Origin of the sequence: Arthrobacter ramosus, from assembly GCF_039535095.1 — a bacterium.
In the GTDB taxonomy this organism is placed as follows: Bacteria; Actinomycetota; Actinomycetes; order Actinomycetales; family Micrococcaceae; genus Arthrobacter; species Arthrobacter ramosus.
The window spans coordinates 3,934,751-3,959,032 of sequence record NZ_BAAAWN010000001.1 but is presented as its reverse complement, the minus strand read 5'-3'; the positions used below and the strand labels follow the sequence as shown (position 1 = coordinate 3,959,032).

At 64.0% G+C, this 24,282-nt stretch carries 19 protein-coding genes and 1 tRNA gene; 8 read left to right on the top strand and 12 right to left on the bottom strand.

Annotation, left to right across the window (positions count from 1 at the left end):
- Position 1 precedes the first annotated feature (1 nt).
- Positions 2-877 carry a formate dehydrogenase accessory sulfurtransferase FdhD gene (gene fdhD / locus ABD742_RS18210; protein ID WP_234751569.1) on the top strand — a complete coding sequence of 292 codons (876 nt, stop codon included), beginning with the start codon at positions 2-4 and terminating at the stop codon, positions 875-877.
- 164 nt (positions 878-1,041) lie between these two features.
- Entirely contained in the window at positions 1,042-4,068 is a 3,027-nt protein-coding gene (locus ABD742_RS18205) for an alpha-mannosidase (RefSeq protein WP_234751570.1), read from the top strand.
- 151 nt (positions 4,069-4,219) lie between these two features.
- On the opposite strand, the gene ABD742_RS18200 is transcribed toward ABD742_RS18205, so the two are convergent.
- The 5 genes from ABD742_RS18200 to ABD742_RS18180 all read right to left on the bottom strand — a co-directional run bounded on the left by ABD742_RS18200 (position 4,220) and on the right by ABD742_RS18180 (position 8,209).
- A complete protein-coding gene (locus ABD742_RS18200; protein WP_268819206.1) occupies positions 4,220-5,047 on the bottom strand; it encodes an amino acid ABC transporter ATP-binding protein in 828 nt (275 codons plus the stop codon).
- Complete coding sequence (locus ABD742_RS18195) at positions 5,034-5,699, bottom strand: amino acid ABC transporter permease (RefSeq protein ID WP_234751571.1); 666 nt, start codon at positions 5,697-5,699, stop codon at positions 5,034-5,036. Before ABD742_RS18195 ends, ABD742_RS18200 begins: the two co-directional genes overlap by 14 nt.
- A gap of 15 nt (positions 5,700-5,714) precedes the next feature.
- The gene (locus ABD742_RS18190) at positions 5,715-6,533 is read right to left on the bottom strand and encodes an amino acid ABC transporter substrate-binding protein (RefSeq protein WP_234751572.1); all 819 of its coding nucleotides are present in this window, start codon (positions 6,531-6,533) and stop codon (positions 5,715-5,717) included.
- A gap of 246 nt (positions 6,534-6,779) precedes the next feature.
- Positions 6,780-7,487, bottom strand: coding sequence for a hypothetical protein (locus tag ABD742_RS18185; protein WP_234751573.1), 708 nt, complete (start codon positions 7,485-7,487; stop codon positions 6,780-6,782).
- Positions 7,484-8,209 carry a hypothetical protein gene (locus ABD742_RS18180; protein WP_234751574.1) on the bottom strand — a complete coding sequence of 242 codons (726 nt, stop codon included), beginning with the start codon at positions 8,207-8,209 and terminating at the stop codon, positions 7,484-7,486. The genes ABD742_RS18185 and ABD742_RS18180 overlap by 4 nt, the downstream gene beginning before the upstream one ends.
- 208 nt (positions 8,210-8,417) lie before the next feature.
- On the opposite strand from ABD742_RS18180, the gene ABD742_RS18175 reads away from it, so the two are divergent.
- Positions 8,418-10,088, top strand: a complete 1,671-nt coding sequence (locus tag ABD742_RS18175) for an ABC-F family ATP-binding cassette domain-containing protein (protein WP_234751575.1) — start codon at positions 8,418-8,420, stop codon at positions 10,086-10,088.
- Positions 10,085-11,998 (top strand): ABC transporter ATP-binding protein, encoded by a 1,914-nt coding sequence (locus ABD742_RS18170; protein WP_234751576.1) that lies wholly within the window; start codon positions 10,085-10,087, stop codon positions 11,996-11,998. Before ABD742_RS18175 ends, ABD742_RS18170 begins: the two co-directional genes overlap by 4 nt.
- Before the next feature lie 192 nt (positions 11,999-12,190).
- On the opposite strand, the gene ABD742_RS18165 is transcribed toward ABD742_RS18170, so the two are convergent.
- The 6 genes from ABD742_RS18165 to ABD742_RS18140 all read right to left on the bottom strand — a co-directional run bounded on the left by ABD742_RS18165 (position 12,191) and on the right by ABD742_RS18140 (position 19,555).
- Positions 12,191-13,123, bottom strand: a complete 933-nt coding sequence (locus tag ABD742_RS18165; RefSeq protein ID WP_234751577.1) for a GGDEF domain-containing response regulator — start codon at positions 13,121-13,123, stop codon at positions 12,191-12,193.
- On the bottom strand, positions 13,120-16,434 hold the full coding sequence (locus ABD742_RS18160; RefSeq protein ID WP_234751578.1) for a response regulator: 3,315 nt from the start codon (positions 16,432-16,434) through the stop codon (positions 13,120-13,122). The genes ABD742_RS18165 and ABD742_RS18160 overlap by 4 nt, the downstream gene beginning before the upstream one ends.
- Positions 16,431-18,464, bottom strand: coding sequence for a glycosyltransferase family 2 protein (locus ABD742_RS18155; RefSeq protein WP_234751579.1), 2,034 nt, complete (start codon positions 18,462-18,464; stop codon positions 16,431-16,433). The genes ABD742_RS18160 and ABD742_RS18155 overlap by 4 nt, the downstream gene beginning before the upstream one ends.
- 148 nt (positions 18,465-18,612) lie before the next feature.
- On the bottom strand, positions 18,613-19,029 hold the full coding sequence (locus tag ABD742_RS18150; protein WP_234751580.1) for an NUDIX hydrolase: 417 nt from the start codon (positions 19,027-19,029) through the stop codon (positions 18,613-18,615).
- Entirely contained in the window at positions 19,026-19,481 is a 456-nt protein-coding gene (locus tag ABD742_RS18145; RefSeq protein ID WP_308193859.1) for a DUF6314 family protein, read from the bottom strand. Before ABD742_RS18145 ends, ABD742_RS18150 begins: the two co-directional genes overlap by 4 nt.
- 1 nt (position 19,482) lies before the next feature.
- A tRNA-Arg gene (locus tag ABD742_RS18140) sits at positions 19,483-19,555 on the bottom strand.
- Between the two features lie 156 nt (positions 19,556-19,711).
- On the opposite strand from ABD742_RS18140, the gene ABD742_RS18135 reads away from it, so the two are divergent.
- The 3 genes from ABD742_RS18135 to ABD742_RS18125 all read left to right on the top strand — a co-directional run bounded on the left by ABD742_RS18135 (position 19,712) and on the right by ABD742_RS18125 (position 22,710).
- Positions 19,712-20,476, top strand: coding sequence for a DUF998 domain-containing protein (locus ABD742_RS18135; RefSeq protein WP_234751581.1), 765 nt, complete (start codon positions 19,712-19,714; stop codon positions 20,474-20,476).
- Between the two features lie 277 nt (positions 20,477-20,753).
- Positions 20,754-21,200 (top strand): DUF7793 family protein, encoded by a 447-nt coding sequence (locus ABD742_RS18130; protein WP_234751582.1) that lies wholly within the window; start codon positions 20,754-20,756, stop codon positions 21,198-21,200.
- Positions 21,190-22,710 carry a putative bifunctional diguanylate cyclase/phosphodiesterase gene (locus tag ABD742_RS18125; protein WP_234751583.1) on the top strand — a complete coding sequence of 507 codons (1,521 nt, stop codon included), beginning with the start codon at positions 21,190-21,192 and terminating at the stop codon, positions 22,708-22,710. The genes ABD742_RS18130 and ABD742_RS18125 overlap by 11 nt, the downstream gene beginning before the upstream one ends.
- A gap of 60 nt (positions 22,711-22,770) precedes the next feature.
- On the opposite strand, the gene ABD742_RS18120 is transcribed toward ABD742_RS18125, so the two are convergent.
- Positions 22,771-23,067: a hypothetical protein gene (locus tag ABD742_RS18120; RefSeq protein WP_234751584.1), complete on the bottom strand. Its 297-nt coding sequence runs from the start codon at positions 23,065-23,067 to the stop codon at positions 22,771-22,773.
- Between the two features lie 170 nt (positions 23,068-23,237).
- Here ABD742_RS18120 and ABD742_RS18115 point away from each other — a divergent pair, with 170 nt between their 5' ends.
- Positions 23,238-24,275, top strand: a complete 1,038-nt coding sequence (locus tag ABD742_RS18115) for a hypothetical protein (protein WP_234751585.1) — start codon at positions 23,238-23,240, stop codon at positions 24,273-24,275.
- Positions 24,276-24,282 lie beyond the last annotated feature (7 nt).

The window sequence follows — 24,282 nt, the reverse complement described above, 5'->3', positions numbered from 1 at the left end:
GATGGGACGGGTGACCCAGCGCCGCAAGGTGCACAAATTTGTCCTGGATGGCTCCGCCCAGGCGCTGGAGCACCCGGTCCGCTACCGCGAGGACTTCCTGGCGGTTGAGGAACCGCTCGAGGTGCGCCTGGGGCACATGTCCTTCTCGGTGACCATGCGGACCCCCGGCGACGACTTCGACCTCGTGGCGGGCTTCCTGGTCTCAGAGGGCGTCATCTGGGACGCTGCCCAGCTCATTTCGCTGCGTTTCTGCGCCGGCGAGGACGAGAACGGCGTGCAGACGTTCAACGTGGTGGAAGCGCAATTGCGTCCCGACGTCGTCCTTCCGGAGACCGGCCGCAACGTCTACACCTCCAGCTCGTGCGGGATCTGCGGCACCGACTCGATCGAAGCAGTGCGCAAGTCCTCACACTTCAGCCCCGCTGGCGACCCCCTGAGCATTCCGGTCGAGGTTCTGGCCTCGCTGCCGGACCGTCTCCGCGAAGCACAGGCGGTTTTCGACAAGACCGGGGGGGTGCATGCCGCCGGCCTCTTCAGAATCCACGACGACGGCACCGGCAGTGCTGCCGAGCTACTATGCCTGCGGGAAGACGTGGGTCGGCACAACGCTGTGGACAAGGTGGTCGGCTGGGCGCTGCGCGAAGGAATGTTGCCCCTGCACGGCACCGTCCTGCAGGTCTCCGGGAGGGCATCCTTTGAGCTGGTCCAGAAGGCGGCGCTTGCAGGAATCCCGGTTTTGGCCGCCGTCAGCGCGCCCTCCAGCCTCGCTGTGGAGCTCGCACAGGAGACCGGCCTGACCCTGGTGGGATTCAGCAGGGGGACCAGCCTGAACGTCTACGCGGGCAGTGACCGGGTGGGTGTTCCGGCCAACATTTAGGGACTTATACGGATAGCCGCCAATCACTTGGCTATTGTTCAGGAACAACGTAGATTTTATCCATCGAATGGAATCCGTTTCCTCCGGACAGTGACCTTGCTTAGTAGGCTGCCCATAACGGTAAGGAAGCAATCAACCCAGCCCAGCGCTAAAGGGGACTTCAATTGCACGACGACCGCCGGATCACCGAGAAGCGGCTCGAACGTTTTGTCCGGGAGCGCATAGCCCCTGCCATCTATGGCCGCGCACTGCCTCTTGAACTGAGCAGCTGGGATGCCCCCGGAGAGCCGGTTCCGGTCTCGGAAGCACTCCGCCAGGTCTTTGAACCCCAGGAACATGGTGCTGCGTGGGGCAAGGCCTGGAGCACCAAGTGGCTGCGCCTTCGGGGCGAGGTCCCGGAGGGCTGGGGAGTTGCCGACGGCACCACGGTGGAGATCGTCGTCGATCTCGGTTTCAGCATCGACGCTCCCGGATTCCAGTCCGAAGGCATCGCCTGGCGGCCGGACGGCACCATCATCAAGGCCATCTCTCCGCGCAACCAGCACGTCCCGCTGAAGCTTCTGGGTGGCGGCCTGTCGGTGGACTTCTACGTGGAAGCCGCCGCCAATCCGGATCTCAGCCAGGGATGGACCTTCGCAGCAACCCCCCTCGGGGACAAGCGCACCTCCGGAGACGAGCCCCGCTACCGGCTCGGACGCATAGCCATAGCCGAACTCAACGAGGTGGTGTGGGAGCTCCACCAGGACATCTGGACCCTCAGCGGGCTGATGCACGAGCTGCCCTTCGAACTGCCCCGGCGGCATGAGATCCTCCGCGCCTTTGAGCGCATGCTGGACGTCATGGACCCGGACGATGTTGTAGGGACCGCAGCCGCCGGCAGGGAGGCCCTCGCCGAGGTCTTGAGCCGGCCCGCTTACACCTCGGCCCACGAACTGCTGGCCACCGGCCACGCCCACATTGACTCGGCCTGGCTCTGGCCGGTCCGGGAAACCATCCGCAAATGCGCCCGCACGTTCTCCAACGTTGTCGCCCTTATGGATGAGAACCCCGATTTCGTCTTCTCCTGCTCCTCGGCGCAGCAATTGGCGTGGATGAAGGAGTTCTATCCTGAGCTGTTCATCCGGATCCGGGAGAAAGTGAAGGCAGGGCAATTCGTGCCGGTTGGCGGCATGTGGGTGGAATCGGACACCAACATGCCGGGCGGGGAGGCCATGGCCCGCCAATTCGTGGAGGGCAAGGGTTTCTTCCTGGAGGAATTCGGCATCGACTGCCAGGAAGCCTGGCTCCCTGACTCGTTCGGATATTCCGGGGCCCTCCCGCAGATCGTCAAATCCGCTGGTTCCCGGTGGTTCCTAACCCAGAAGATCTCCTGGAACCAGGTGAACAAGATGCCGCACCACACGTTCAATTGGGAGGGCATCGACGGCACGAGGCTTTTCACCCACTTCCCGCCCGTGGACACCTACAACTCCGAGCTCCACGGCCGCGAACTCGCCCATGCCCAGCGCAACTACCGGGAGCACGGCCGGGGCACCATTTCGCTGGTCCCCTTCGGTTACGGCGACGGCGGTGGCGGACCAACTCGCGAAATGGTTGCCGCAGCCCACCGGACGGCGGACCTGGAAGGCTCGCCGAAGGTGCGCATGGGAACCGCGAAGGAGTTCTTCACGCAGGCCGAGGCCGAGTACCGCAATCTCCCGGTCTGGGTGGGGGAGATGTACCTCGAGCTGCACAGGGGCACTTATACGAGCCAGGCCAACACCAAGCAGGGTAACCGCCGCTCGGAGCACCTGCTCCGCGAGGCCGAGCTTTGGTGCTCGACGGCGGCAGTACGGACGGGCGGTTCGTTCACCTATCCTGCGGCGGACCTCAAGCGCTTGTGGCGGCTTGTGCTGCTGCAGCAGTTCCACGACATCCTGCCGGGCAGCGCCATCGCGTGGGTCCACCAGGATGCGGAGCGGAACTATGCCGCGATCGCCCGGGAGCTGGAAGGCATCATCGCGGGTGCCGCCTCGGCCCTACTGGGCGAGGGAGAGACCATGTTCCTGCTCAATGCGGCGCCGCACGAGCGTAACGGCGTACCGGCGCTCGCCGCTGCAGAGGCGGTCCACGAGGATCGTCCAGTCAATGTCACAGAACGCGCCGGCGGTTATGTTCTGGACAACGGCATCATCCGCGCGGTGCTGGACGCCGACGGATTGCTGACCTCGCTCTCGGATTACGCAACCGGCCGCGAAGCGATTGCGCCCGGGATGTTCGGAAACCACCTTGAGCTCCACCGGGACACACCCAACGAATGGGATGCCTGGGACATCGACGAATTTTACCGCCGGAACGTCGTCTCGGTAGTCGAGGCGCGATCGGTGACGCTGGAAAGCGCGGGCTGGGACGCCGTCGTCGTCGTGGAGCGGATTGTGGGCTCCTCCACCATCACGCAGCGCATTTCCCTCGAAGCGGGAGCGGAGTCCCTCGGCATTTCCACCACGGTGGACTGGCAGGAACACGAGAAACTCCTGAAGATCGGTTTCCCGCTGGATGTCCGTGCTGACCGATCCGCCTCGGAGACCCAGTTCGGGCACGTGTTCCGGGCCACGCACACCAACACGTCCTGGGAAGCTGCCAAGTTCGAATTCTGCGCCCACCGCTGGATCCATGTGGCGGAGCCGGGTTACGGCGTCGCCATTTCCAATGCGTCAAGCTACGGGCATGACGTCACCCGGACCATCCGCGACGACGGCGGAACCACCACTAACGTGCGTGTGTCGCTGCTGCGGGCGCCCAAGTTCCCGGACCCCCGGGCCGACCTCGGTGTGCACGTCCTGGATCTGAGCATCCGGCCCGGTGCCAGCATCGGCGGCGCCGTGGAGGAGGGCTACCGGACCAACCTCAAACCGAGGCTGCTGGCGGGCGCGAATCCTGTGGAGCCGCTCTTCACGGTGTTCAACCAGGCGCTGGTCATCGAAGCCGTCAAGCTTGCCGAGGACGGCTCCGGAGATGTCATTGTGAGGCTTTATGAATCGCTGGGAGAACGCTCCACGGGCCTCATCACAGCCAACTTCGAATCCCGGATGGTGCAATCCGTGGACCTCCTGGAGCGCCCCGTTGAGGCTCCCGGAGTGACGCCCGGAGCGGGCGCCGCCGAATTGACCCTGCGCCCGTTCCAGTTGGTGACCTTGCGTTTCAGCCGCTGAGTTTTTGCACTCCGGTCCACCCAACTGACTCGCAGTTAATGTCGCTTAGAGTGGGCAAAACGACAACAAATGCGAGCTAGTTGGGCCTCCGCCGCCAGGGTTCCCTGGCCGAGCTTGCGAGGCGAGGGTGGCGGTGGGGACTAGTTGGGCCTCAGACGTCGTGCTGGAGGCGCTTGACGAATTGCTTGGTGCGTTCCTCCCGCGGCTCCCGCAAGACCTCCGCGGCCGGCCCGCGTTCCACCACCACGCCGCCGTCCATGAAGATGACTTCATTGGCGACCTGGCGGGCGAAGGCGAGCTCGTGCGTCACGATCACCATGGTCCACCCTTCGTCGGCAAGTTCCTTGATGACACCGAGCACTTCACCCACGAGTTCCGGGTCCAGGGCAGAGGTGGGCTCGTCGAAGAGCAGCAGTTGGGGTTTGAGGGCCAAGGCGCGCACGATTCCCACGCGTTGTTGCTGGCCGCCCGACAACTCGAAGGGGTAGGCGTCGCGTTTGTCCGCGAGGCCCACCCGGGCGAGGAGCCGCTCGGCCTCTGCCACTACTTCCGCCCGCGGGCGCTTCTGGACCTGAAGCGGTCCCTCGATGATGTTCTTGAGCACCGTCATGTGCGGGAACAGGTTGTAGTGCTGGAACACCATGGCGCTGCGGTCCCGGAGGGCGGCGATCTCGCGCTTACCCACGGTGCCGGCGAAATCGAGGGTCAGTCCTGCGCCGGACCCGCGGACTGTACCGGCGTCGGCGTCCCCGAAGGTGACCGTGCCGGCGTCGGGCACTTCGAGGCCGTTGAGCGAGCGCAGGACCGTCGTCTTTCCCGAACCGGAGGGCCCGATCAAGGCAACCACCTGGCCGCGCAGGACATCGATGTCGATGCCGCGCAGCACCTCGTTGCTGCCGAAGGCCTTGGCGAGGTCCCGGGCGGACAACACCAGCCCGGTGTTCCCCTGGGAGGCGTTGCTGGGCTCAGTGGGCGACATAGCGGTCCAATCTACGCTCCAGGGCGGACTGGCCCGTGGAGAGGACGAGGCAAATGACCCAGTAGACCAGGGCGGATTCGAGGTACAGGATCATGAATTCCTGGCTGAACGCGGCGATCTGCTGGGCGTTGCGGAAAAGCTCGGTGACCAGGATGAGTGAAGCCAGCGAGGTGTCCTTCACGAGGGAAATGAAGGTGTTGGACAGCGGGGGCACCGAGACCCTGGCCGCTTGCGGAAGGATGATCCGCACGAGTGTTTGCGCCCGCGACATTCCGATGGTGTGCCCGGCCTCCCATTGGCCCTTGGGCACGGACAGGATCGCGGCGCGGATGACCTCGGCCGCGTAGCCGCCCACATTGAGCGAAAACGCGATGATGGCGCTCGGCCATGGCTCCAGCTTCACGCCGAGGCTCGGGAGGCCATAGAAGATCACGAACAACTGCACCAGGAGGGGCGTCCCCCGGATCACGGAGACGTAGAAGCGCGCGACGGCCGAGAGCAGCCTGTTGGGGCTCAGGCGCAAGAGGGCAACGAGCAGCGCCAACGCCAGGCCAAAGGCAAATGAGGCCAGGGTCAGGGGGATGGTTCCCGTGACGGCGCCGCCGATGATTGGCCCGAAGGAACTCCAGACGAGGTCCCAGTTGAAGGTCATAAGTTTGGCCGCCGGCTACTTGGTGACGTCTGCGCCGAAGTACTTCTGGGAGATCTTGGCGAGGGTGCCGTCGGCTCGAAGGTCTGTGAGCGCTTTGTCGACTGCGGCCTTGAGTTCGGTGGATCCCTTGCGGAAGACCAGGGCGCTTTGCGTCTTGTCCGTCGTCTCCGCGGCGATCTTCAATCCGGAGTCCGGGGTGCTCTTGGCGTAGTCGAGGTAGGTCAGTTTGTCGTTGACCGTTGCGTCGACGCGGCCTTGGCGGACCAAGGTGGCGGCTTGTGCCCAGCCTTCGACGGACTGGACGTTGGCGCCTGCGTCAACTGCCATCTTGTAGAAGTTGCTGGTCAATGACTGGGCGGTGGTCTTGCCTTTGAGATCGGCGAAGCTGTTGATGGAGTTGTTGTCCGACTTGGTCACGACGACGCCATTGGAGATCGTGTACGGGGCCGAGAAGTCATACTTGGCCGTGCGCTCGGGGTTGATGGAGATCTGGTTGGCGATAGTGTCGAAGCGCTTGGAATCAAGGCCCGCGAAGATGCCATCGAACTGGGTTTCCTGGAAGGTTGCCTTTACTCCGAGCTTGCCGGCCACGGCCTGGGCGATTTCGACGTCGAAGCCCGTGAGGGGACCGGCCCCGTTCTCGTGGAAGCTGAACGGCCGGTACGTGCCTTCGGTGGCGATGACGATCTCGCCCTTGGACTTGATGGCGGACAGCGAAGTGTCTCCACCCGACGTCGACGACGGCGAGGAACCGCCGCCGCAAGCGGACAGTGCCAGCGCGACGGCGGCAAGTGCTGCGGACAGTGCGATGCGGCGAGTGGGCAGGCTCTTCATGAAAGCCATCTTAGTCACGGGACCGTACCCGGTTGCTGCGGTCGTACACGGAAGGACGCTTAAAAAGGCTGAGTGGGGGCGGTCCCCAACAGCCCGCCACCACTCATCCCCCCAAAAGTGCTCCCGCACGCGCCACGAACCCTGGAAACCCGTTCATTGATTCAAAGGTCAGGCTGCGTCGCCTTCACACATTCATAATTATGGCACGATATAATGGATTTATGAAAGAGGTTACGCGGTATGTTTTTACATTACCGTGCGGCGAGTCCGGCTGGCAACGATTTTGGACAGCCAGATGCCTCCCAATCCAATCGCAGTCGCCAAAGCGGCAGAGTAGTTGATGAGTGGCCGCAGCCACGTATTGGATAGCGGGATGAGCGGAAAGACCTGCGAAACGATCAGCAAATCGAGGCCCAGGAGCAATGTCGCGGAGGCGGCCCGGAGCAGAACCGGACCCGAGCCTCGAACGGACCGCCACATGCCCGGGATGAGGCATACGGCAACGTAGCCCGGGTAGAACCTGCCTAAGGCCGCATAAGTATCCAGGGCTGGCCCCGGGTCCAGGTCATTCAGGCCAACAGTGGAGTCCGAGGTGTCCATCGAGAAGAAAAAGAAGGCTGTGAGGACCGCGGTTGCCCCCAAAACGGCCAAGCCGATGGGTCCCCGGATGGCACGTTCCCCGCCGGGTGAAGCAAAGGCCCTCGCCACCTTGATGCCCATGAGCAGGAATGTTCCGTAGAGCATGAACCGAAGCAGCAGGTTACAGAGGTTGAAGTTGCCCAGCCAGGCGTCGATCAACATGTAAGGACCCTCGATGCTGAGAAGGATGTCGAGGGAAATCAGTGCGAACAGTACGAACATCATCCGGTTCTCGCCCCGGACGGCGCTGGGAATGCGAATGGCCGTCAAGATGAGGCAAATGAAGAGCGTGGCCCACGCCAACACGGTGGTCATCCCAGGTTCTCCCAGATTCTGTTGCTGTGGTCGAGCTCGTGCTCATGGCGGCGCAGGGCCTTGCCCAGGGCCTGCAGCCGCTCGCCGGCCAATAGGGCCAGTTCGCCTTCTGTCATCCTGTCCAAGGCCTCCCGCCGCGCTCCGGGGGACCATCCGGCCTCGGCCTCGGTGACAAGGCCGCTGGCCACGAGGCCTCCGGCCGGTCCGACGCCGGCCGCCCGGGACGTTGCCAAGGCCAGCTCCGGGGGCAGACGGTTGGCTGTCAGGTGCGCCGAGAAGTTCTGCGGTGCGATCCCGGTGGCGCCGCTCACCCGGTGGCGCAGCTCGCCGTCGTCGATCGCGTCCACCCAGTTCCTGACTGAACCCGGGTGCGGGGTTTCCGCCAGGACCAGGGGCGGGACGCCGTCCCGGGGGTCCGAGCGCTCGACGACTGCCCGCAGCAGATCCATGGTGGAGACCTGGCTGACGAGTTCCGCGTCAGTGGGGGGAACCGGGGTCCCGCGAAGCGCCGCGTAGGCCTCGAATTGTGCCAACGCATCGAAGGGATTCATGTCGAAGGCCCGGCTGATGCTCACGAGGGAACTCTCGGCCACCTTGCCGCGGACCAATTGCTGGGCCAGCGTGGTGCGTTTCACTCCCGAAAAGCGGCAGACATCGGCCGTGCTGGTGTTCGGGGCGATCCCGTGCAGCCAGCGTTGGAACGCCTTGGAAGGGAGGGACATGAACCACTTTCTGATAGACGGCTTCTTGCGGCAGGATTCTGGAAGACGGTTCCGGCAAGGACTGCGAGGTCGATTTTACGATGCGGGCACATTGAATTATGCTTGATTCTCGAACCCGCTGGTCCGCACACCCCCCAAGTACGGACCAGCGGGTTCTTCCATGCCCCGGTCTTTTCGGTCAGGAGCGGAGCAGTGAGAGGATAGACCAATGACTGCAACGCTTGTCGCCAAAGAGCTCTCCGGCGGCCACGGTCACCGTACCTTGTTCTCGAAGCTCTCCCTCACCGTCGCGCCAGGAGATGTCGTGGGTGTCGTCGGTGCCAACGGCGCCGGGAAATCCACCCTGCTGCGCATCCTCGCAGGAGCTGACCGCCCCCAAGAGGGCACGGTCAGCCTCGCTCCCAGCGACGCCTTTGTGGGCTGGCTGCCCCAGGAACACGAACGCACGCCCGGCGAAACTGTTGCCGCCTACATTGCCCGCCGCACGGGTTGCGCCCAGGCCACGGCCGAGATGGAAGCCGGCGCCGAGGGGCTCGCAGCCGGGACCGCGGATGCCGACGACGCCTACTCCTTGGCTTTTGACCGCTGGATGGCATCGGGTGCGGCGGACCTGGAGGACCGGATCCCCGCGGTGTTGGCGGAACTTGGCCTGGAATCCGGTCCGGATGCGCTCATGACGGGCCTGTCCGGCGGACAGGCCGCCCGCGTTGCCTTGGCGGCGCTCCTGCTGAGCCGCTTCGACGTCGTGCTCCTCGACGAACCCACCAATGACCTGGACCTCAACGGACTCGCCCGCCTTGAATCATTCGTCCAGGGCCTTCGCGGCGGCGCCGTGTTGGTCTCGCATGACCGCGAGTTCCTCGCACGCTGCATCACCAAGGTGCTGGAACTGGACCTGGCCCAGAACAGCGTGGCGGTCTACGACGGCGGTTACGATTCCTTCCTCGAAGAGCGGGCGGTGGCAAAGCGGCACGCGCGCGAACGCTATGAGGAATTCGCCAACACCAAGGCGGATCTCGTGTCCCGGGCCCGGACGCAGCGCGAATGGAGCTCACAGGGCGTCCGCAACGCCATGAAAAAGAGCCCGGACAACGACAAAATCCGCAGGGCGGCGAGCGTTGAGTCCTCCGAAAAGCAGGCCCAAAAAGTCCGGCAGATGGAGTCCCGCATCGCCCGGCTTGACGAAGTGGAAGAGCCGCGAAAGGAATGGCAGCTGCAGTTCAGCATCGGCCAGGCTCCGCGCTCGAGCTCCGTCGTCGCAACCTTGCGCGACGTCGTGGCCCATCAAGGCGACTTCACTCTGGGACCCGTCAATCTCCAGCTCAACGCCGGCGAACGCATTGGCATCACCGGACCCAACGGCGCAGGAAAGTCCACCCTCCTGCGGCTGCTGCTGGGGCTTCAACAGCCCGACGCCGGAGACGCCTCCATGGGTGCATCCGTGGCGATCGGCGAGATCGACCAAGCCCGCGGACTGCTGGCGGGGCACCTCACCCTGGCAGACGCCGTCGAATCCGTCCTGATCGAATGGAACTCCGCGGATGTCCGCACCCTGCTGGCCAAATTCGGCCTCAAGGCGGACCATACCTCCCGGACCGTGGATTCCTTGTCGCCGGGCGAACGCACCCGCGCGGCGCTCGCGCTGCTGCAAGCCCGCGGCGTTAACCTGCTGGTCCTGGACGAACCCACCAACCACCTCGACCTGCCGGCGATCGAGCAGCTTGAGGAAGCGCTCGACGGCTACGAAGGCGCGCTCCTGCTCGTCACGCACGACCGCCGCCTGCTCGAAAACGTCCGGCTCGATTCCCGCTGGCACCTTGACAACGGCACCGTGACCGAACTGCACCACACTTCCGGAATGGGGAATCACAAGCCATGAGCATGGATGGCGTCGCCTGGCGCTCGCTCTACAACATCACCCGCGCCAAGAGCGGCTCCCAGCCGTTCTCGCGGGAAACCATCAAGCGCGTGCTCGCTTTCGCGAAACCGTACCGCAACAAGCTGATCGCCTTCGTACTGGCCTCTATCGCCGGTGCGTTCCTTGCCGTGGCCACCCCGGTGCTGGCCGGCAAGGTGGTGAACGCGCTCATCGCCCATGCAGGCGTGGATGTCGTGATCGGGCTGGCCGCGCTCATCGCTGCGGTGGCCGTCGCCGACGCCGGGGTGGGACTGCTGACCCGGTGGCTGTCTTCCGTGATCGGCGAAGGCGTGATCGTTGATCTGCGGACGCGGGTGTTCGATCATGTGCAGCGCATGCCCATCGCCTTCTTCACCCGGACCCGTACCGGAGCCCTCGTCAGCCGGCTCAACAACGACGTCATCGGAGCCCAATCGGCCTTCGCGGGCACCCTCTCCGGAGTGGTCAGCAACGTCGTGTCCTTGGCCTTGACCCTCATTGTCATGCTCAACACCTCCTGGCTGGTCACCGTCCTGGCGATGGTTCTGCTGCCGATCTTCCTCATCCCCGCACGCAGCATGGGCTCCAAGCTGGCCGACCTCCGTCGTGAAGCCGCGTCCCACAACGCGGCCATGGGAACCCAAATGACGGAGCGTTTCTCCGCACCCGGCGCCACGCTCGTCAAACTGTTCGGCCGACCGGACGAGGAATCCGCCGAGTTCGCCCTGCGGGCCGGCCGCGTGCGGGACATCGGCGTCCGCACCGCCATGTTGCAGTTCACGTTCATCACTGCGCTGACCCTAGTTTCCGCCCTCGCCCTCTCGCTCGTTTACGGACTGGGCGGTTGGCTTGCGCTGAGCGGGCAGCTGGCGGCGGGCGACGTCGTCGTGCTGGCGCTGCTGCTCACCCGCCTCTACGCACCGCTCACCGCGCTGTCCAGTGCCCACGTTGAGGTCATGAGCGCGTTGGTCAGCTTCGAGCGGGTCTTCGAGATTCTGGACCTTAAGCCGCTCATCCAGGAGAAGCCCGACGCCGTCGCGGTGCCTTCGGGACCCGTTGCGGTGGAGTTCGACGACGTCCGCTTCGCCTATCCGTCCGCGGACAAGGTGTCCCTTGCGTCGCTCGAGGAAGTGGCGACGCTTGATACCCGCGGCGGTGAGGAGGTCCTGCACGGAATCAGCTTCCGTGTGGAGCCCGGTCAAACCGTGGCGCTCGTAGGGTCCTCGGGTGCGGGCAAGTCCACTGTGGCCCAGCTACTGTCCCGCCTGTACGACGTCGACTCCGGCGCCGTGCGCTTGGGCGGCCGCGGCCAAGGTACCGGCCTGGATGTCCGGGACGTCACGTTCGATTCCCTCCGGGCGACCTTGGGCATGGTCACGCAGGACGGCCACCTCTTCCATGAAAGTATCGCCTCCAACTTGCGGTTGGCCCGGCCCGGAGCGACGGACGAGGAAATGTGGGACGTGCTCCGGCGCGCCCGGCTCGAAGCCATGGTCCGCTCCTTGCCGGATGCCCTGGAGACCGTGGTGGGGGAGCGCGGCTACCGCCTTTCCGGCGGGGAACGCCAACGGCTCACCATCGCACGCCTCCTCATCGCCCAACCGAGGGTCGTCATCCTCGACGAAGCCACGGCGGCCTTGGATTCCACCAGTGAAGCCGCCGTCCAGGCGGCCTTGGGCGAGGCACTCGAGGGACGCACCGCCGTCGTGATCGCCCACCGCCTCTCCACCATCAGGGCCGCCGATGTCATCCTGGTCGTGGAGGACGGATCGATCGTTGAGCGCGGCACGCACGCCGAGCTCCTCGCCGCGGACGGTCGCTACGCGGAGCTGTACAACACGCAGTTCGCGGAGGCGACGGCTGTGGCCCAGGAAGCTGTTCCGGAGCTGTAGACGCGGGCCGTCTCCTCGTGGCCGGGTGTCAGCTCCGGGTTGCCGGGGCCGGCTGATTCGACCAGCCTCGACGGTGTCACGCTGAGCAACTTTTTAGCGCCCAGCGCTGGAGACAACCCCGGAAACTCGGGGGTTCGGGAGTCGATCACGGCCAATAACCTGCGCCGAGTGACGCTGATGGTGGCCGGGGTTTCAGCTCCGGGTGTGTTGACGAACTTCCGGCGCGACTTCCACGCGGTTCCGGCCGGCGGACTTGGCCGTGTACAACGCCATGTCGGCTTCTTTGAGGAGCCGTTCGCTGCTGACCCGGTGGTCGGGCACAAAGGCCGAGAGACCGGCGCTCAAGGTCAGGGTGCCCGAGGGGTTTCCGGAATGCGCAATGCCCAGGTCCCGCACGGCCTCCAGCGCCCGTGTGAGCCTTGTTTCAGCGCCGGATACCGTCTGGCCGGGCAGCAGGAAGAGGAACTCCTCCCCGCCGAAGCGGTAGATTCCGTCGCTTTCGCGCCCTTCGCCGGCAAGGGATGCCGCAACCGACTGCAAAGCGAGGTCACCGGCCTGGTGGCCGTAAAGATCGTTGTATCGCTTGAAATTGTCCACGTCACAGATGGCCAGGCTGTAGTCCGTTCCGTAGCGGCTGCTTCTGTAGTGCAGCTGTTCCAGGTCCTCTGAGAGCTTCAGCCGGTTGTGGAGCTTCGTCAGGGGATCGGTCCGCGCTTGCTCCGCGAGCGCGGCACGGTAGCGCGCAAGATCCGTATGCAGCGAAGTCACCCTTTGCGCCACCAGCAGCCGGGTATGCAAAGCGAACGGGTCAAGCGGCTTGGCCACGTAGTCATCAGCACCGGCCTTCATGCCCGCGACGACGTCCTCACGTGAATCCTTCGAGGTGACAAGGACAAGATAGGTGTAGGAGTCTTCTTCCGCGCTGCGGATGGCGCGGCAGAGCTCCAGCCCGTTGAGCCCGGGCATCATCAGGTCAGTCACGACGACTTGCGGCCGGTGTCGCTTGTACAGCTCCCAGGCGGAGCTGCCGTCCGCGGCCACGATGCATTCGTGGCCGGACTGCTCTACTGCCGCCTTCGCCACCAGGCGCGAACCGAAGTCGTCGTCCGCCACCAGGACCTTCATGAGGCCACCGACAGGGCGTGGTCCAACGCTTTGTCAACGAGGGCAAGTTCGGCTTCAAGGTCGGCCAGCAGCGCGGGATCGACAGGTTTGCCGCTTGATGAGCTATGTTCCAATTCCTCGCACATCCGGGCCGCGCGGGCAGCTCCGATGTTGGCTGCGGCGCCTTTCAATTTGTGGGCCACTTGCCTGAAAGCGTCTCCGTTTCCGTTGCCCAGAGCCCGCCGGAGTGCCTCCAGGCTCGGTTGGATGTCTTGCCTGAAGGCTTGGGCCGCGGCGGGCAGCAACCCCAGTCCGTCTGCCGGGCCGAGGTCACGCAACGTTTCCAGCCTCGCGGGGTCGAGTGCGGGTCCGGCACTTTCCTTCGGTGTTTCGGGTATCCATCGCGAGAGAACCTGGTCCAATTTTTCCACGTCAACCGGTTTGGTCAGATAGTCGTCCATGCCGGCCGCAAGGCAGCGCTCACGGTCCTCATCCAGGGCGCCTGCGGTCATGGCAATGACGGGGAGCCTTCTGCGGCCATCGTGCCGGGCCCGGATGGCCTTGGTGGCCTCGAATCCGTCCATGACGGGCATATGGCAGTCCATCAGGACCGCGGCATACTCCGTTGCCGCAGTCGCGGCGACTGCTTCGCTGCCGTCAGCTACGACGTCGGCCTCGTACCCGAGCTTCGCAACCATGCTCCGGGCGACGAGCTGATTGACCTCGTTGTCCTCGACGACCAAAATCAGGCCGCGCGAAGGTTGGCTCATGGTCACTGGGATTGCAGCAGAAACCATGGGAGCCGCGATCGGGCGTGTCGCGACGAGACGCATGAGGCGGTCGTAGAACTCGGAGCTGCGCACGGGCTTCGTCAACCATTCCTGGACCCCGGCGGCCACGAGTTCGGCTTTGTCCACATTCATGGTGGACGTCAGCATGATGATCCGCGTGGATGCAAGCGCGACGTCGGTGCTCAGTTTGTATGCCAGCTCCAAGCCGTTCATGTCGGGCATGCACATGTCCAGCACCGCAATGTCGAAGGGACGTCCGGCGGCGGCTTCTTCGCGGCAGCGGTCCAAGCCCTGTTGGGCGTCTCCGACAGCCTCCGGATTCATCCGCCAGCCCGCCAATTGCGCCTGCAGCACCAGCCGGTTGGTCGAGTTGTCGTCCACCACGAGCACACGGAGTCCGGTGAGTTGCTCGGGCGAGATCGACGGCGGAGCAGCTGCAGACTCGCTCACTGCCAGGGGAAGGGTTGCCCAGAAAGTGCTGCCGTTGCCCAAAGAGCTGTCCACCCCTATCTCGCCGCCCATCACCTCGGTAAGCCTCCGCGAGATCGCCAGTCCAAGGCCGGTTCCACCGTACCGCCGGGTGGTTGAGGCATCGGCCTGCGAGAACGACTCGAAGAGCCTGAGATGGTCTGCCGCCTCGACCCCGATCCCGGTGTCACGGACTTCGAAGCGTACCCGCGCGTTCGCGGATTCCTGCTCCACGAGCTTCACGCTAATGACGACTTCCCCTGAGGGGGTGAACTTCACTGCGTTTGAGGCCAGATTGAGCAGGATCTGCCTGATGCGGCCGGCGTCGCCCACCAGCATCGCCGGAACCTCCGGCCGGCAGTATGCAATCAGCTCCAGGCCTTTGGCTTGGGCGGCTTCGGCCAGGAGGACTGCGAGTTCCTCCACCAGGGTGCGTGGATTGAAGGGCGCAGGGTCCAGATCGACCTTGCCCGCTTCGAGTTTCGAGAAGTCCAGAATGTCATTGATCAGGGTCAGCAGGGCTTCGCCCGCCCCCTTGACGCCCTCGGCATATTGGCGCTGGGTTTCCTCCAAGGGGGTGTCCAGCAACAGGCCGGTTAATCCAATGACGCCGTTCATCGGTGTGCGGATCTCATGGCTCATCGTCGCGAGGAACTCCGACTTCAAGCGGCTGGCTTCCTCGGCGGCTTCCCGGGCCGTGACCAGCTCAGCTTGCGCGAGCCGACGTTCTGTGATGTCACGGGATATCGTGGCAACTCCGTGGATGCCGCCAGCACCGCGGATGGGGGACATCGTCAGGGAGATGGGCACAATGGAGCCGTCGCCTCGTAGTCGTTCCGTCTCGTAGCTGCGAGTTTCTCCGCCGGCTCCGATAGCCGCCATGAGGCTTTCTTCCTCGACCCGGAGATGATCCGGAATCAGGAAGGAAACATGCCTGCCAATTGCCTCAGCGGCGCTGTACCCGTAGATCCGTTCAGCCCCGGGATTCCAGCTGGTGATGACGCCGTCCGGGGTCTTGCCCATGATGGCATCGGCCGACGAGTTGACAATGGCGCCCAGACCTTCGAGTTCGGCAGTCCGCTGGGCCACCTTGGATTCGAGGTCCCGAGTCAGGGTGATGTCTTCAAGAACCATCAGCACCTGACGCACAATGGCCAGAGCCAGCACTATGAGTCCCACGGTCTGAAGGAAAGGGTCGCTGGGGCGCCCGACGCGTATGGGGGCCACCATGACCGCACCGAAGACCGGGACATAGGGCAGTAGTTCCAAGGCCAGCGTATATATCCGGCGGTCCGTCTGGGGGCGCGCAGAGTGTGGGACCAACGGTGCGAGGGCGATCAGCAGGAACGCCGCGATCCAGCCGGCCGCCAGGGGTGTTCCGGTGAGCCCCGTGACGCCGTCGGAGGTCAGTTTCGCGTAGGTACTGTCAGTGATCGCCAAGACGAGGAGCCCGCCACCCAGGCAGACCCACCTGAGGCGCTCACCTGGTGCCCTCCGCATGGTGAGCATGAGGACTATGGAGACCATCACGATGTCGGCAACAGGGTAGGCAAGGCCGGTGAGATAGACAAGGGTTTCCTGCCCTCCGGCCCTGTACATGGAACCGAGGACGGTGGCCCAGCTCATGAACAGCACGGCGGCGGCGATCACGGCCGCATCCAAGAGTGCACGCACGAAGGCAACGCGGGATGCCCGCGGGCGCGGAAACAAGAAGAGGGCGATGGCGGCCGGTATCGAATAACCGACGAAACCGGCGTCGGCTATCGAGGGGTAGGGATAGTCGTGGTCCAGGGTGAGTCCGAAGAACGTCCAGATTGATTGGGCCACGGCCCAGACGAGCGTGGCCAAGGCCATGAACCACCAGGCGCGGGCACTTTCGTCCCGCCGCCGGGCAGCGCGCGCGCAACTGGCTGAAGCGAGCAGTACGGCTGCCAGGATAGCGAAATCGCCGACGGTCTGTGCCGCCGACGTGCCTTGGTTGGCTCGGAGGCCCATGGCAAGGATGGCCACTGCGATACCGGCAGCGGCGATCATCCAAAGCAGCTTGGGGTTGCGCATTTTGTCTCCGCTCATGCCGACTCCCGGGTTGCGACGGCAGGGACGCCGGGGGGAAATCCGGGCAGGACACCATCAGGGGTATGGAACAGCCAGAGTGAGAGCCCGCGATACGCTTCCCAGTCCCGGTCGCGAACCCGCAGCGAAGCAGTGTGCTCTCCCTTCGAACTCGACCAGACCCGGACGATATCCAGGGGGATCTGTGCGGCTCCCGGGAGCTCCAAGAGGACGCGACCGGATTCCGGCAGCGCATCGGCCCCTACGCGAACAGCGGCGCCTCCCATGGAGATGTCCACCAGTTGGCCGGGGATCCCGGCAACCGTGACAGGCACCTTGACGGTGACCCTGTGGGCGCTCCTGCGTGATGAGGCGAATTCGGCGGCTCTGATCCGGAGCGTCCCCAGCACCAAGACAACCCCGGCAAGAACCAGCCAGACGCCGGCGGCAATCGTGGAGCCCGGACTTGTCCGCCAAGGCACCCAACCGAAGACTCCGGCGGTCGCATAGAGAATAATTGCGGCCACGATCACGATCAGCACAATGAGGATCCGCGGGGCCCGTCCGCGGAGCCGAAGTTCCGCAGCCCCTTTCGGGGTGACTTGAAACTCCAGGGACTTCCGGGAAACGAGCCACCAAAGGCAAGCCATCCCAACGGGAACCCGGAAAATCCGCAGGGCGAACGCCGTCGGCCAGTGGATCTGGTGGCGCATGAGTCTCTTTGCGCCCCACAACCTGACCCAGAACATGGCTGCGAAGGCTAGGGTGAACTCCACGGGCCCGGCGGTGGAGGTCTGGGCGCCTGAGACCATGACCGCCATGGGAATGATGAAGGCAATCAAAGTGGCAATTCCCTCCAGCCACCATAAAGTTCCGTTGATGTATTCGTGGAAGTTCCGCCAGGTCATCCAGCTCTTGGCGGCCCAAAGGCGCTCGTGGGTCAGGATCTGCATCGCGCCCATGCCCCAGCGTCGGCGCTGCAGCAGGTACTGATCCGCTGTCGCCGGGGCCAGGCCCACTGCCAGGGTCTGGTGGTGGTACACGGTCTTCCACCCTAGCCGGATGAGTTTGAGGGTCGTGTGCATGTCCTCGGTGATGGTCTCCGTGGCTACTCCACCCACCTCGCGAAGCGCCTTAACCCGGAGCAGTGACGTTGAGCCGCACCAGAACGGCCCTGCGCCGGGAACGTTGCGCGAAGGCATCAGGACGTTGAAGAACAACCCCTGTTCGCCGGAGATTCCGTCGTCGTCGAAGGCCCCTGAGTTGTAGAACGCCTGCGGCCCCTGGACGAGGGCGATTTCCTCGTCGGCGAACCATCCCAAGGTGGCTGTCAGGAACGTGGGCAGCGGCACGTGGTCGCAGTCCAGCACGGCAATGATGTCTATTGCGTCCTTGCCGGCCGCTTCCTCTGCTGCCATCAGGTCCAGTGCGTGGTTCATGTTGCCCGCCTTGGCATGGTCATGCTCGGTGCGGCTGACTACCCTCGCACCGAAAGCCGCGCACATCTCCGCAACCCACGGGCGGCTTCCGTCATCCAGCACCCACGTTTCGTGCCCCGGCTGAAGGGCGCAGGCCGCAGCGATGGTGGGGGCAAGGACCTCAACGGGTTCGTTGTACGTGGGGATCAACACTGCGACCCTCATGCCATTGGGTGGTTCGGCAACCGGCTCCGGCGCATAACAGTCGATGTTCCACAGCGTGATGGATTTCAGGACCAGCCCCGTCAGGGGAAGGGCCTCAAACGTCACCAGCGTCCAAGCGATGACAAGATCGCCGCCTCCAAGCGGCATGGTGAATGCGATCCGCCACGTCAGGTAGAGCAACAACGCTGCGATCGCAGCTATCCCACCGGTCCTGCCCATTCTGCGGGAACGCGGAGCCTCTGGCGCGGGAGAACCCAGTTGCGCCGCCCAGCCGGCCATTCCCGCCGTCGAGTAGTCCTTGACCTCCATAGGAGTGTCACGGAACCGCGGCGGCTCCCGGCGGACTTCCGCGCCGGATTCCGCGCCGACGTCTCCCCAGGCGCGTCGGCGCTGTTCAAGAGATTGCATGCGATCCCCCAGCTGGATCTGACAATGCAGCATGTATCAAGTTAAAACAAACTGTGCGATCACTATAGCCAGTTCTCACCGGATTTTCATGGGAAAACGGGGAAGTTCAGGAGCTGATACGCGCAGCTTTGTCCCGGTGCGGGCAGGCCTACTTTTTCGCGAGCAGGGGCAGGACGTGATCCGTCAGGAGTGGAGCCAAATCGTCCGGAAGTTCAGCAGAGAGATCCAGCCACCGGATCTCTGCGATCTCGGCCGAAGGATGGGCCTCCCACGTGCCTGGTGCGGTGAAGACGGTAGCCTCGATATCCGTGGCGGCCTCGTTGGCGGCGACGGCGAGCCAACGCCCCAAGGGCTCCAGATCGGCCGGGTCGACGTCGATTCCGACTTCCTCGGCCAGCTCGCGGGATGCCGTCTCCGCCGCGGTTTCACCTGGTTCGGGCTTGCCCCCGGGGTGCATGAACTTGTCCGTGCCACGCTTACGCACCGTCAGTAGCCGTCCGGCGTCGTCGTACACGCAGACCGCGCTGACGACAATCAGGTCCTTGGCTGGATTGTTGTGGGTCATTGCTCTCTCCTTAGCCGGGATTCGAGCAGCAAATCCTTGGCCGGTCCGTGGACGTCCCAGGTGTAGCTGAAAGCATCCGGCCCGTCGCAGAGGTAATTGACTTTGTAGTCATCGGGATCGCACCAGTGGCTGTCTTCGTTGGCGTGGTCGCGGAAGCTCATGCGATGGAACGGCTTCCCATCCGGGAAGTAGACGTCCATGGCGGCAGGGGAGTCAGAAGGGCGCAGGAGGTATTCGCGGAATGCCGGTCCCGTGTGGGTGGGCCAGGTCATGGTGCCGTTTTCGCGAAGGAGGAGCCCGCCGTCGGGGGTTCCTGAATAGCGCACGACGCCGGTGAACGTACCGCGGGTGCCGCTCGCCCGGTCCCACAGGGACCGTTCCACGGTCCAGCTGCCCAGCAGGTAGGCCCGCAGGTCTTGCGTCGGAGAAGAATCGCGCAGCTGGTCTTTCAAGTGCCCTCGATTGGAATCGAACCAACGACACCGGCTTTAGGAGAGCCGTGCTCTATCCACTGAGCTACGAGGGCCTGTGCGCGTGCTGGAAGCTCCGGGGAGCCGCTGGCCGGGCACGCATACAAGCATACAAGCTGCCGGGGCAGCCCTCGAACACCGAGGCCGGCAACACAGGCGGCGGCGACAAAGAGGGTGCGGCACGTGGGTGCGCTGGCGCTAGGCTGGCCCGCATGAGAGAGCAGATGACGGCGCCGGCCGCCTTCGGCGACCACCTCCCGGACCTGGGCACGGTCCGCTCAAACATCGGCGGCTGGGCCCAGTTGAGCGTGGTGCAGTATTTCGTCGCCGAATCGGCGGTGATCGAAGCCTGGCGGGGTCCCGAGCCCTACGATCGCCGGACCGGGTTCATCAGCGATCTTGGCGCGCTCAAGTGCGGGATCTACGAGCACCGCGACGTCTGTTCGCCCCTGCATCTGCTTATGAATGCCTCCTTTGTGGTGCAGGGCCTCGGGATGCTTCTCGGGGCGTTGCTGCTCAGTTCGGCGCTCCTGTGCATTGCAGCCCGTCCCGGCGTGCGCATCCTGCAAGGTGCCGCCTACCGCAAAGCTTGGCCCACCGCCGTCGCGGTCCGGGTCCTGGCGGGTATCTCCGGGCTGGGAACTGTGGTTGTTGGTTTCGTGCCGGAAGACCTTGGATCTCCCTTCCACCTTGTGGGCGCCCTCATGTTCTTCATCGGTGGAGCATTCGCACTGTTGCTCCTCGGGGTGCTCTGGCTGCCGCATACCGCCATGAGCTGGTTCATCGTGGCGTGCGGGACGTTGACGCTGGGCGCCCTTGTGGTCGGTGGCCTGACAAGGATGGATGTCCCCGAGCCTGGAACCCTGGAACGCCTGATGGCTTATCCGGTCACGATCGGATTTTCCGCCGCTGGGCTAGTGGTGGCGCAAAGGGTTCGGGAAGTACGGCGAACGGCGGCGCGGCTTGCAAAACGCTGAGTTTTCGCGGGTAGCCTCATGTCAGCGGGAAGGCAATCTTTGCATTATCATGAGTGCACTCACCGGAATGGCGCCGGACCGAGGGTTCCACGCAGTCTTGGCGCAGACCAGATTGACCGACACGGCAGAACATAGGACCCATGACTCATCAGCTTGTTCTGCGTCGTCCGGGACACGCAGGCGATATATTCCCCATAAGGGCAGCTTCCGAGCTCTCGGGTTGTGCCCTTCGGGACCCTCACGGGCCGATCGTCCGACGTCGGCAGGCCACGTAGCGATGAGCGCCCAGACACTGCCCGCCCGGGACTCCCGGCTTCCCGATGATGCCCTGGATGCTTCATCCGAAGACACGACGGCCCCTGCCGCTCAGATCACCGTTGACTTGGCGGCTGACGGGATTGTCGAGGTCACCTTGCCGCCCAACACTGTTGTCCGTTCGCGGGAAGCCCAGGCTGCCGCCGCGGCCGTCCGTGCTTTCGCGGATGGACGGAGGCTCCCGCTGCTGCTCACCGTGACCGGCGTACTGTCAGTCACGAACGACGCACGGCTGACCTACACGAATTCCGTGGTCGTCTCGGCATGTGCCTTGCTGGGGGAGAGTCCCGTGGATCGGGTGATCGCACATTACCTCCTGCGTGCAAGGTCGGACTCAGTTCCGGCACGGTTCTTCACCTCCGAGGCGGAAGCCCGCGAGTGGTTGAGAGAGCACCACCGTGAATCATGAGCCCCAGGACCCGCGGCTCCTTGCCCTTGTTGAAGGGGTCGTCCGGATTGCGGACGGCGACCTCAGCACGAGGATCCCGGTCTCCGGTCCGCGGGACGAAGTTGCTGCTGTCATTACCGGGATCAACCTCATGGCGGACGATCTTCAAGCCATCTACCAGGAGCTCGAGGAACGGGTCGAAAGCCGAACTGCCATGCTGCGCGAGGCCCAGATCGAACTCGAAAGGATGGCGCTCACTGATCCGCTGACACAGTTAGCCAACCGCACGGCACTCGAAAGGGCGCTGAGCCATGAACTCGTCGAATCAGAGCGCGGCGAGCTCCCACCTGCGTTGCTCGTTTTGGACTTGAACTCATTCAAGGGGATCAACGACACCTTGGGGCACGGCGCAGGAGACACCGTCTTGAAGGTCACCGCCAGGCGCCTGCTCGCCGCGGTCCGGGACACTGACATGGTGGCGAGGCTCGGCGGGGACGAATTTGCCGTCATGATGCCCAAATCCAATGCGGCGCACGCGCGGGGCGTTGCCAAGCGGATCCTCCGGGCCGTCGGTGAGAGCATCGACATTGGCGAAGTCCGGATCATCTGTGGAACCAGCATCGGGCTCCGGGTCGCCGAGCCGGGACAGTCTGTGGACGACCTCGTGATGGAAGCGGATACGGCCATGTATGCGGCAAAGGCCGAGCAGGGGAGCAGTGTCAGGGTTTTCGAGCCGGCTTTGTTGTACGCGCGCCGGCTCCAAGGACTCATGATCTCGGAACTGCGTGAAGCCATCCGGACAGATCAGCTGGTCCTCCATTTCCAGCCTGTTGTCGAGTTGGCCTCGGGCCGGATTGAAGGCGCTGAAGCGCTGGTGCGGTGGAACCACCCCGACAGGGGATTGTTGATGCCGGATGCATTCATCCCCCTGGCCGAGGAAACCGGCATCATCATCGATCTCGGCTATTGGGTTCTTCGACGGGCGATGCAGCAATTGCGCGAGTGGCAGGACCGCCCGGGCGTGGACGAAGACTTCAGTATGCGAGTCAATATTTCGACAACCGAACTGCAAAGCCTGGAATTGATCGAGCATGTGCGGGAAGTGCTCGCCGAAACCGGAGTGGAGGCATCCAAACTGGTCATCGAGCTGACGGAGTCAATGGCGTTGAACGGCAGCGACATCGATAAATACTCTCTGACCGGGCTCCGGCGTCTGGGTATCCGCTTGGAAATAGACGACTTCGGCACCGGCTATTCATCCATCAGCTATCTGCGGAGCCTTCCCGTCAATGTGGTCAAGATTGACCGCTCCCTCATCCAAGGACTGGGCGCAGACGACAAGGAAACGAACTTTGTGGCGGCGGTTCTCCAGCTCATTCATGCGTGCGGAATGCAGGCCGTTGCCGAGGGCATCGAAACGGCAGAGCAGGCTGCTGAGCTTGCCCGCCTGGGCTGCGCCAGTGGCCAGGGGTATTACTTTGGCCGGCCCATGGCAGCAGAAAAATTCGCGGAACTGCTGCGCGGGACCTGAACGGAGTCCCGGAGGCAACTGAAAGGCACCGGACCGTGGCCCGGTGCCTTTCAGGTGTAGCTAGTTGGAAGGGGTGGAGTTGGTGGTGGAGTTCGGCCACCAACCAGTGGCCTGAGGCGAACCCTGAGTGGTGGAGTTCGGCCACCAACCAGTGGCCTGAGGCGAACCCTGAGTGGTGGAGTTCGGCCACCAGCCAGTGGCCTCTGCCGAGTTCTGGGCGAAGTTCGGCCACCAGCCAGTGGCTATGGACGAGTCGTGTGAGGGGCTCTGGCTGCTGGCGGACACTGCTGCCGAGCCGGTAATTCCTGCGAGCAAGATTGCTGCTGCCGCGAGGAGGGCGGCGAGAGTTCTTTTCATGCGAAGCTCCTGATGTTATGTGACTGATGCGACTGGAGTGAACAAAGTGAAGCTAGCTCATTATAAGAGTAACGACACGCCGTGTCATCAGTGTTCGTCCACACGGTGCAGAAACATGCTAAACGCTCGCCTGAATCATCGGCGGAGTGTCTCAGAGACATAATGGAGCTATGGGAGAAAAGAAGGTTGCGCCTTCGTACGCCGTTGCGGAACTGCAGGCGAGAGGGCACCGGGCCAGCCACGACTTCGCCAAGGCTGCCGAAGGCGCGCGCTCGGCCGCCGATATTGCCCTTGATGAGGGCGATTCCGCCGGATGGTGGAACATGACTTTCCTTCAAGCAGAGAATCTTCTCGACGCAGGTGATTTCGTTGCGGGCACTGCGCTGGCGAGGTCCCTTTCCGAGGCACCATTGGCTGTGGCTTCACCCCAACACCGGGCCCGGGCACTCATATTAATGGCGAACTCCCTGCGGGGTGAAGGGCTCCTGGAGATGGCCACCTCGGCTGCGGCGTCGGCAGTTGGATTGGTCGATGATGACGCAGACATGGAAATCGACGTCCATGCCCGGCAGGCATTGATTGCCGCATTTGGCGAGTCCGGCAAGCTGGAGGAGGCCTGGGAGGAGTGTCTTTCCCTCTCAGCGAGAATCTCCGATGAAATGGATGACCAGCTGGCCGGCAAGGCGTACTGGGTCATCGGCAATGTGGCCTTCCTTTGCGACAAGGTCGATGAGGGCCTCCACTACCATGAGCTTGCAGCGGAAACCTTTTCCCCTTCGCGGAACCTTGATGTCTGGGCCAAATTCAACAAGGCATCGGCAGCGATGAGGCTGGCGGCGGAAGTGGCAGATGCGGCCACCCTTCGGTGCATTGAACGGGCGGAGCTTGCCACGGATGTCGTCGGGGGCACCGAAGAGGAAATTCTCCTGCTTCGGCTCAACCGCGCGCATTGGAACTATCTGGCGGGAGATGCCGGGGCGGCCCTTGTGCTGCTGGACGAAATCATGGGCCGCGCTGACCAGTTGCCCCCGCAGATGGCAGGCGAGGTCTACCTCTTGATGGCGCGGGCCCAAGCCGGTACCGGGAACAAGCAGGCAGCGAAGGAAAGCCTTGTCGAAGCGGCCGATCGCTTCGACAAAGCCGGTGCGCACCAGCGTGCCCTCCAAGCCCGGGAGATGCTCGAGCCGGGGGCCGGTTCGGAAGCCTGATTAGGAC

What these genes read in the sequence shown, in the direction of transcription:
- ABD742_RS18115 (WP_234751585.1), top strand. Translation starts at nt 23,238, where the DNA reads ATGGGAGAAAAGAAGGTTGCGCCTTCGTACGCCGTTGCGGAACTGCAG.
- ABD742_RS18135 (WP_234751581.1), top strand. Translation starts at nt 19,712, where the DNA reads ATGAGAGAGCAGATGACGGCGCCGGCCGCCTTCGGCGACCACCTCCCG.
- ABD742_RS18150 (WP_234751580.1), bottom strand. Translation starts at nt 19,029, where the DNA reads ATGACCCACAACAATCCAGCCAAGGACCTGATTGTCGTCAGCGCGGTC.
- fdhD (WP_234751569.1), top strand. Translation starts at nt 2, where the DNA reads ATGGGACGGGTGACCCAGCGCCGCAAGGTGCACAAATTTGTCCTGGAT.
- ABD742_RS18165 (WP_234751577.1), bottom strand. Translation starts at nt 13,123, where the DNA reads ATGAAGGTCCTGGTGGCGGACGACGACTTCGGTTCGCGCCTGGTGGCG.
- ABD742_RS18195 (WP_234751571.1), bottom strand. Translation starts at nt 5,699, where the DNA reads ATGACCTTCAACTGGGACCTCGTCTGGAGTTCCTTCGGGCCAATCATC.
- ABD742_RS18120 (WP_234751584.1), bottom strand. Translation starts at nt 23,067, where the DNA reads ATGAAAAGAACTCTCGCCGCCCTCCTCGCGGCAGCAGCAATCTTGCTC.
- ABD742_RS18130 (WP_234751582.1), top strand. Translation starts at nt 20,754, where the DNA reads ATGAGCGCCCAGACACTGCCCGCCCGGGACTCCCGGCTTCCCGATGAT.
- ABD742_RS18190 (WP_234751572.1), bottom strand. Translation starts at nt 6,533, where the DNA reads ATGAAGAGCCTGCCCACTCGCCGCATCGCACTGTCCGCAGCACTTGCC.
- ABD742_RS18175 (WP_234751575.1), top strand. Translation starts at nt 8,418, where the DNA reads ATGACTGCAACGCTTGTCGCCAAAGAGCTCTCCGGCGGCCACGGTCAC.
- ABD742_RS18160 (WP_234751578.1), bottom strand. Translation starts at nt 16,434, where the DNA reads ATGAGCGGAGACAAAATGCGCAACCCCAAGCTGCTTTGGATGATCGCC.
- ABD742_RS18180 (WP_234751574.1), bottom strand. Translation starts at nt 8,209, where the DNA reads ATGTCCCTCCCTTCCAAGGCGTTCCAACGCTGGCTGCACGGGATCGCC.
- ABD742_RS18185 (WP_234751573.1), bottom strand. Translation starts at nt 7,487, where the DNA reads ATGACCACCGTGTTGGCGTGGGCCACGCTCTTCATTTGCCTCATCTTG.
- ABD742_RS18200 (WP_268819206.1), bottom strand. Translation starts at nt 5,047, where the DNA reads ATGTCGCCCACTGAGCCCAGCAACGCCTCCCAGGGGAACACCGGGCTG.
- ABD742_RS18170 (WP_234751576.1), top strand. Translation starts at nt 10,085, where the DNA reads ATGAGCATGGATGGCGTCGCCTGGCGCTCGCTCTACAACATCACCCGC.
- ABD742_RS18155 (WP_234751579.1), bottom strand. Translation starts at nt 18,464, where the DNA reads ATGCAATCTCTTGAACAGCGCCGACGCGCCTGGGGAGACGTCGGCGCG.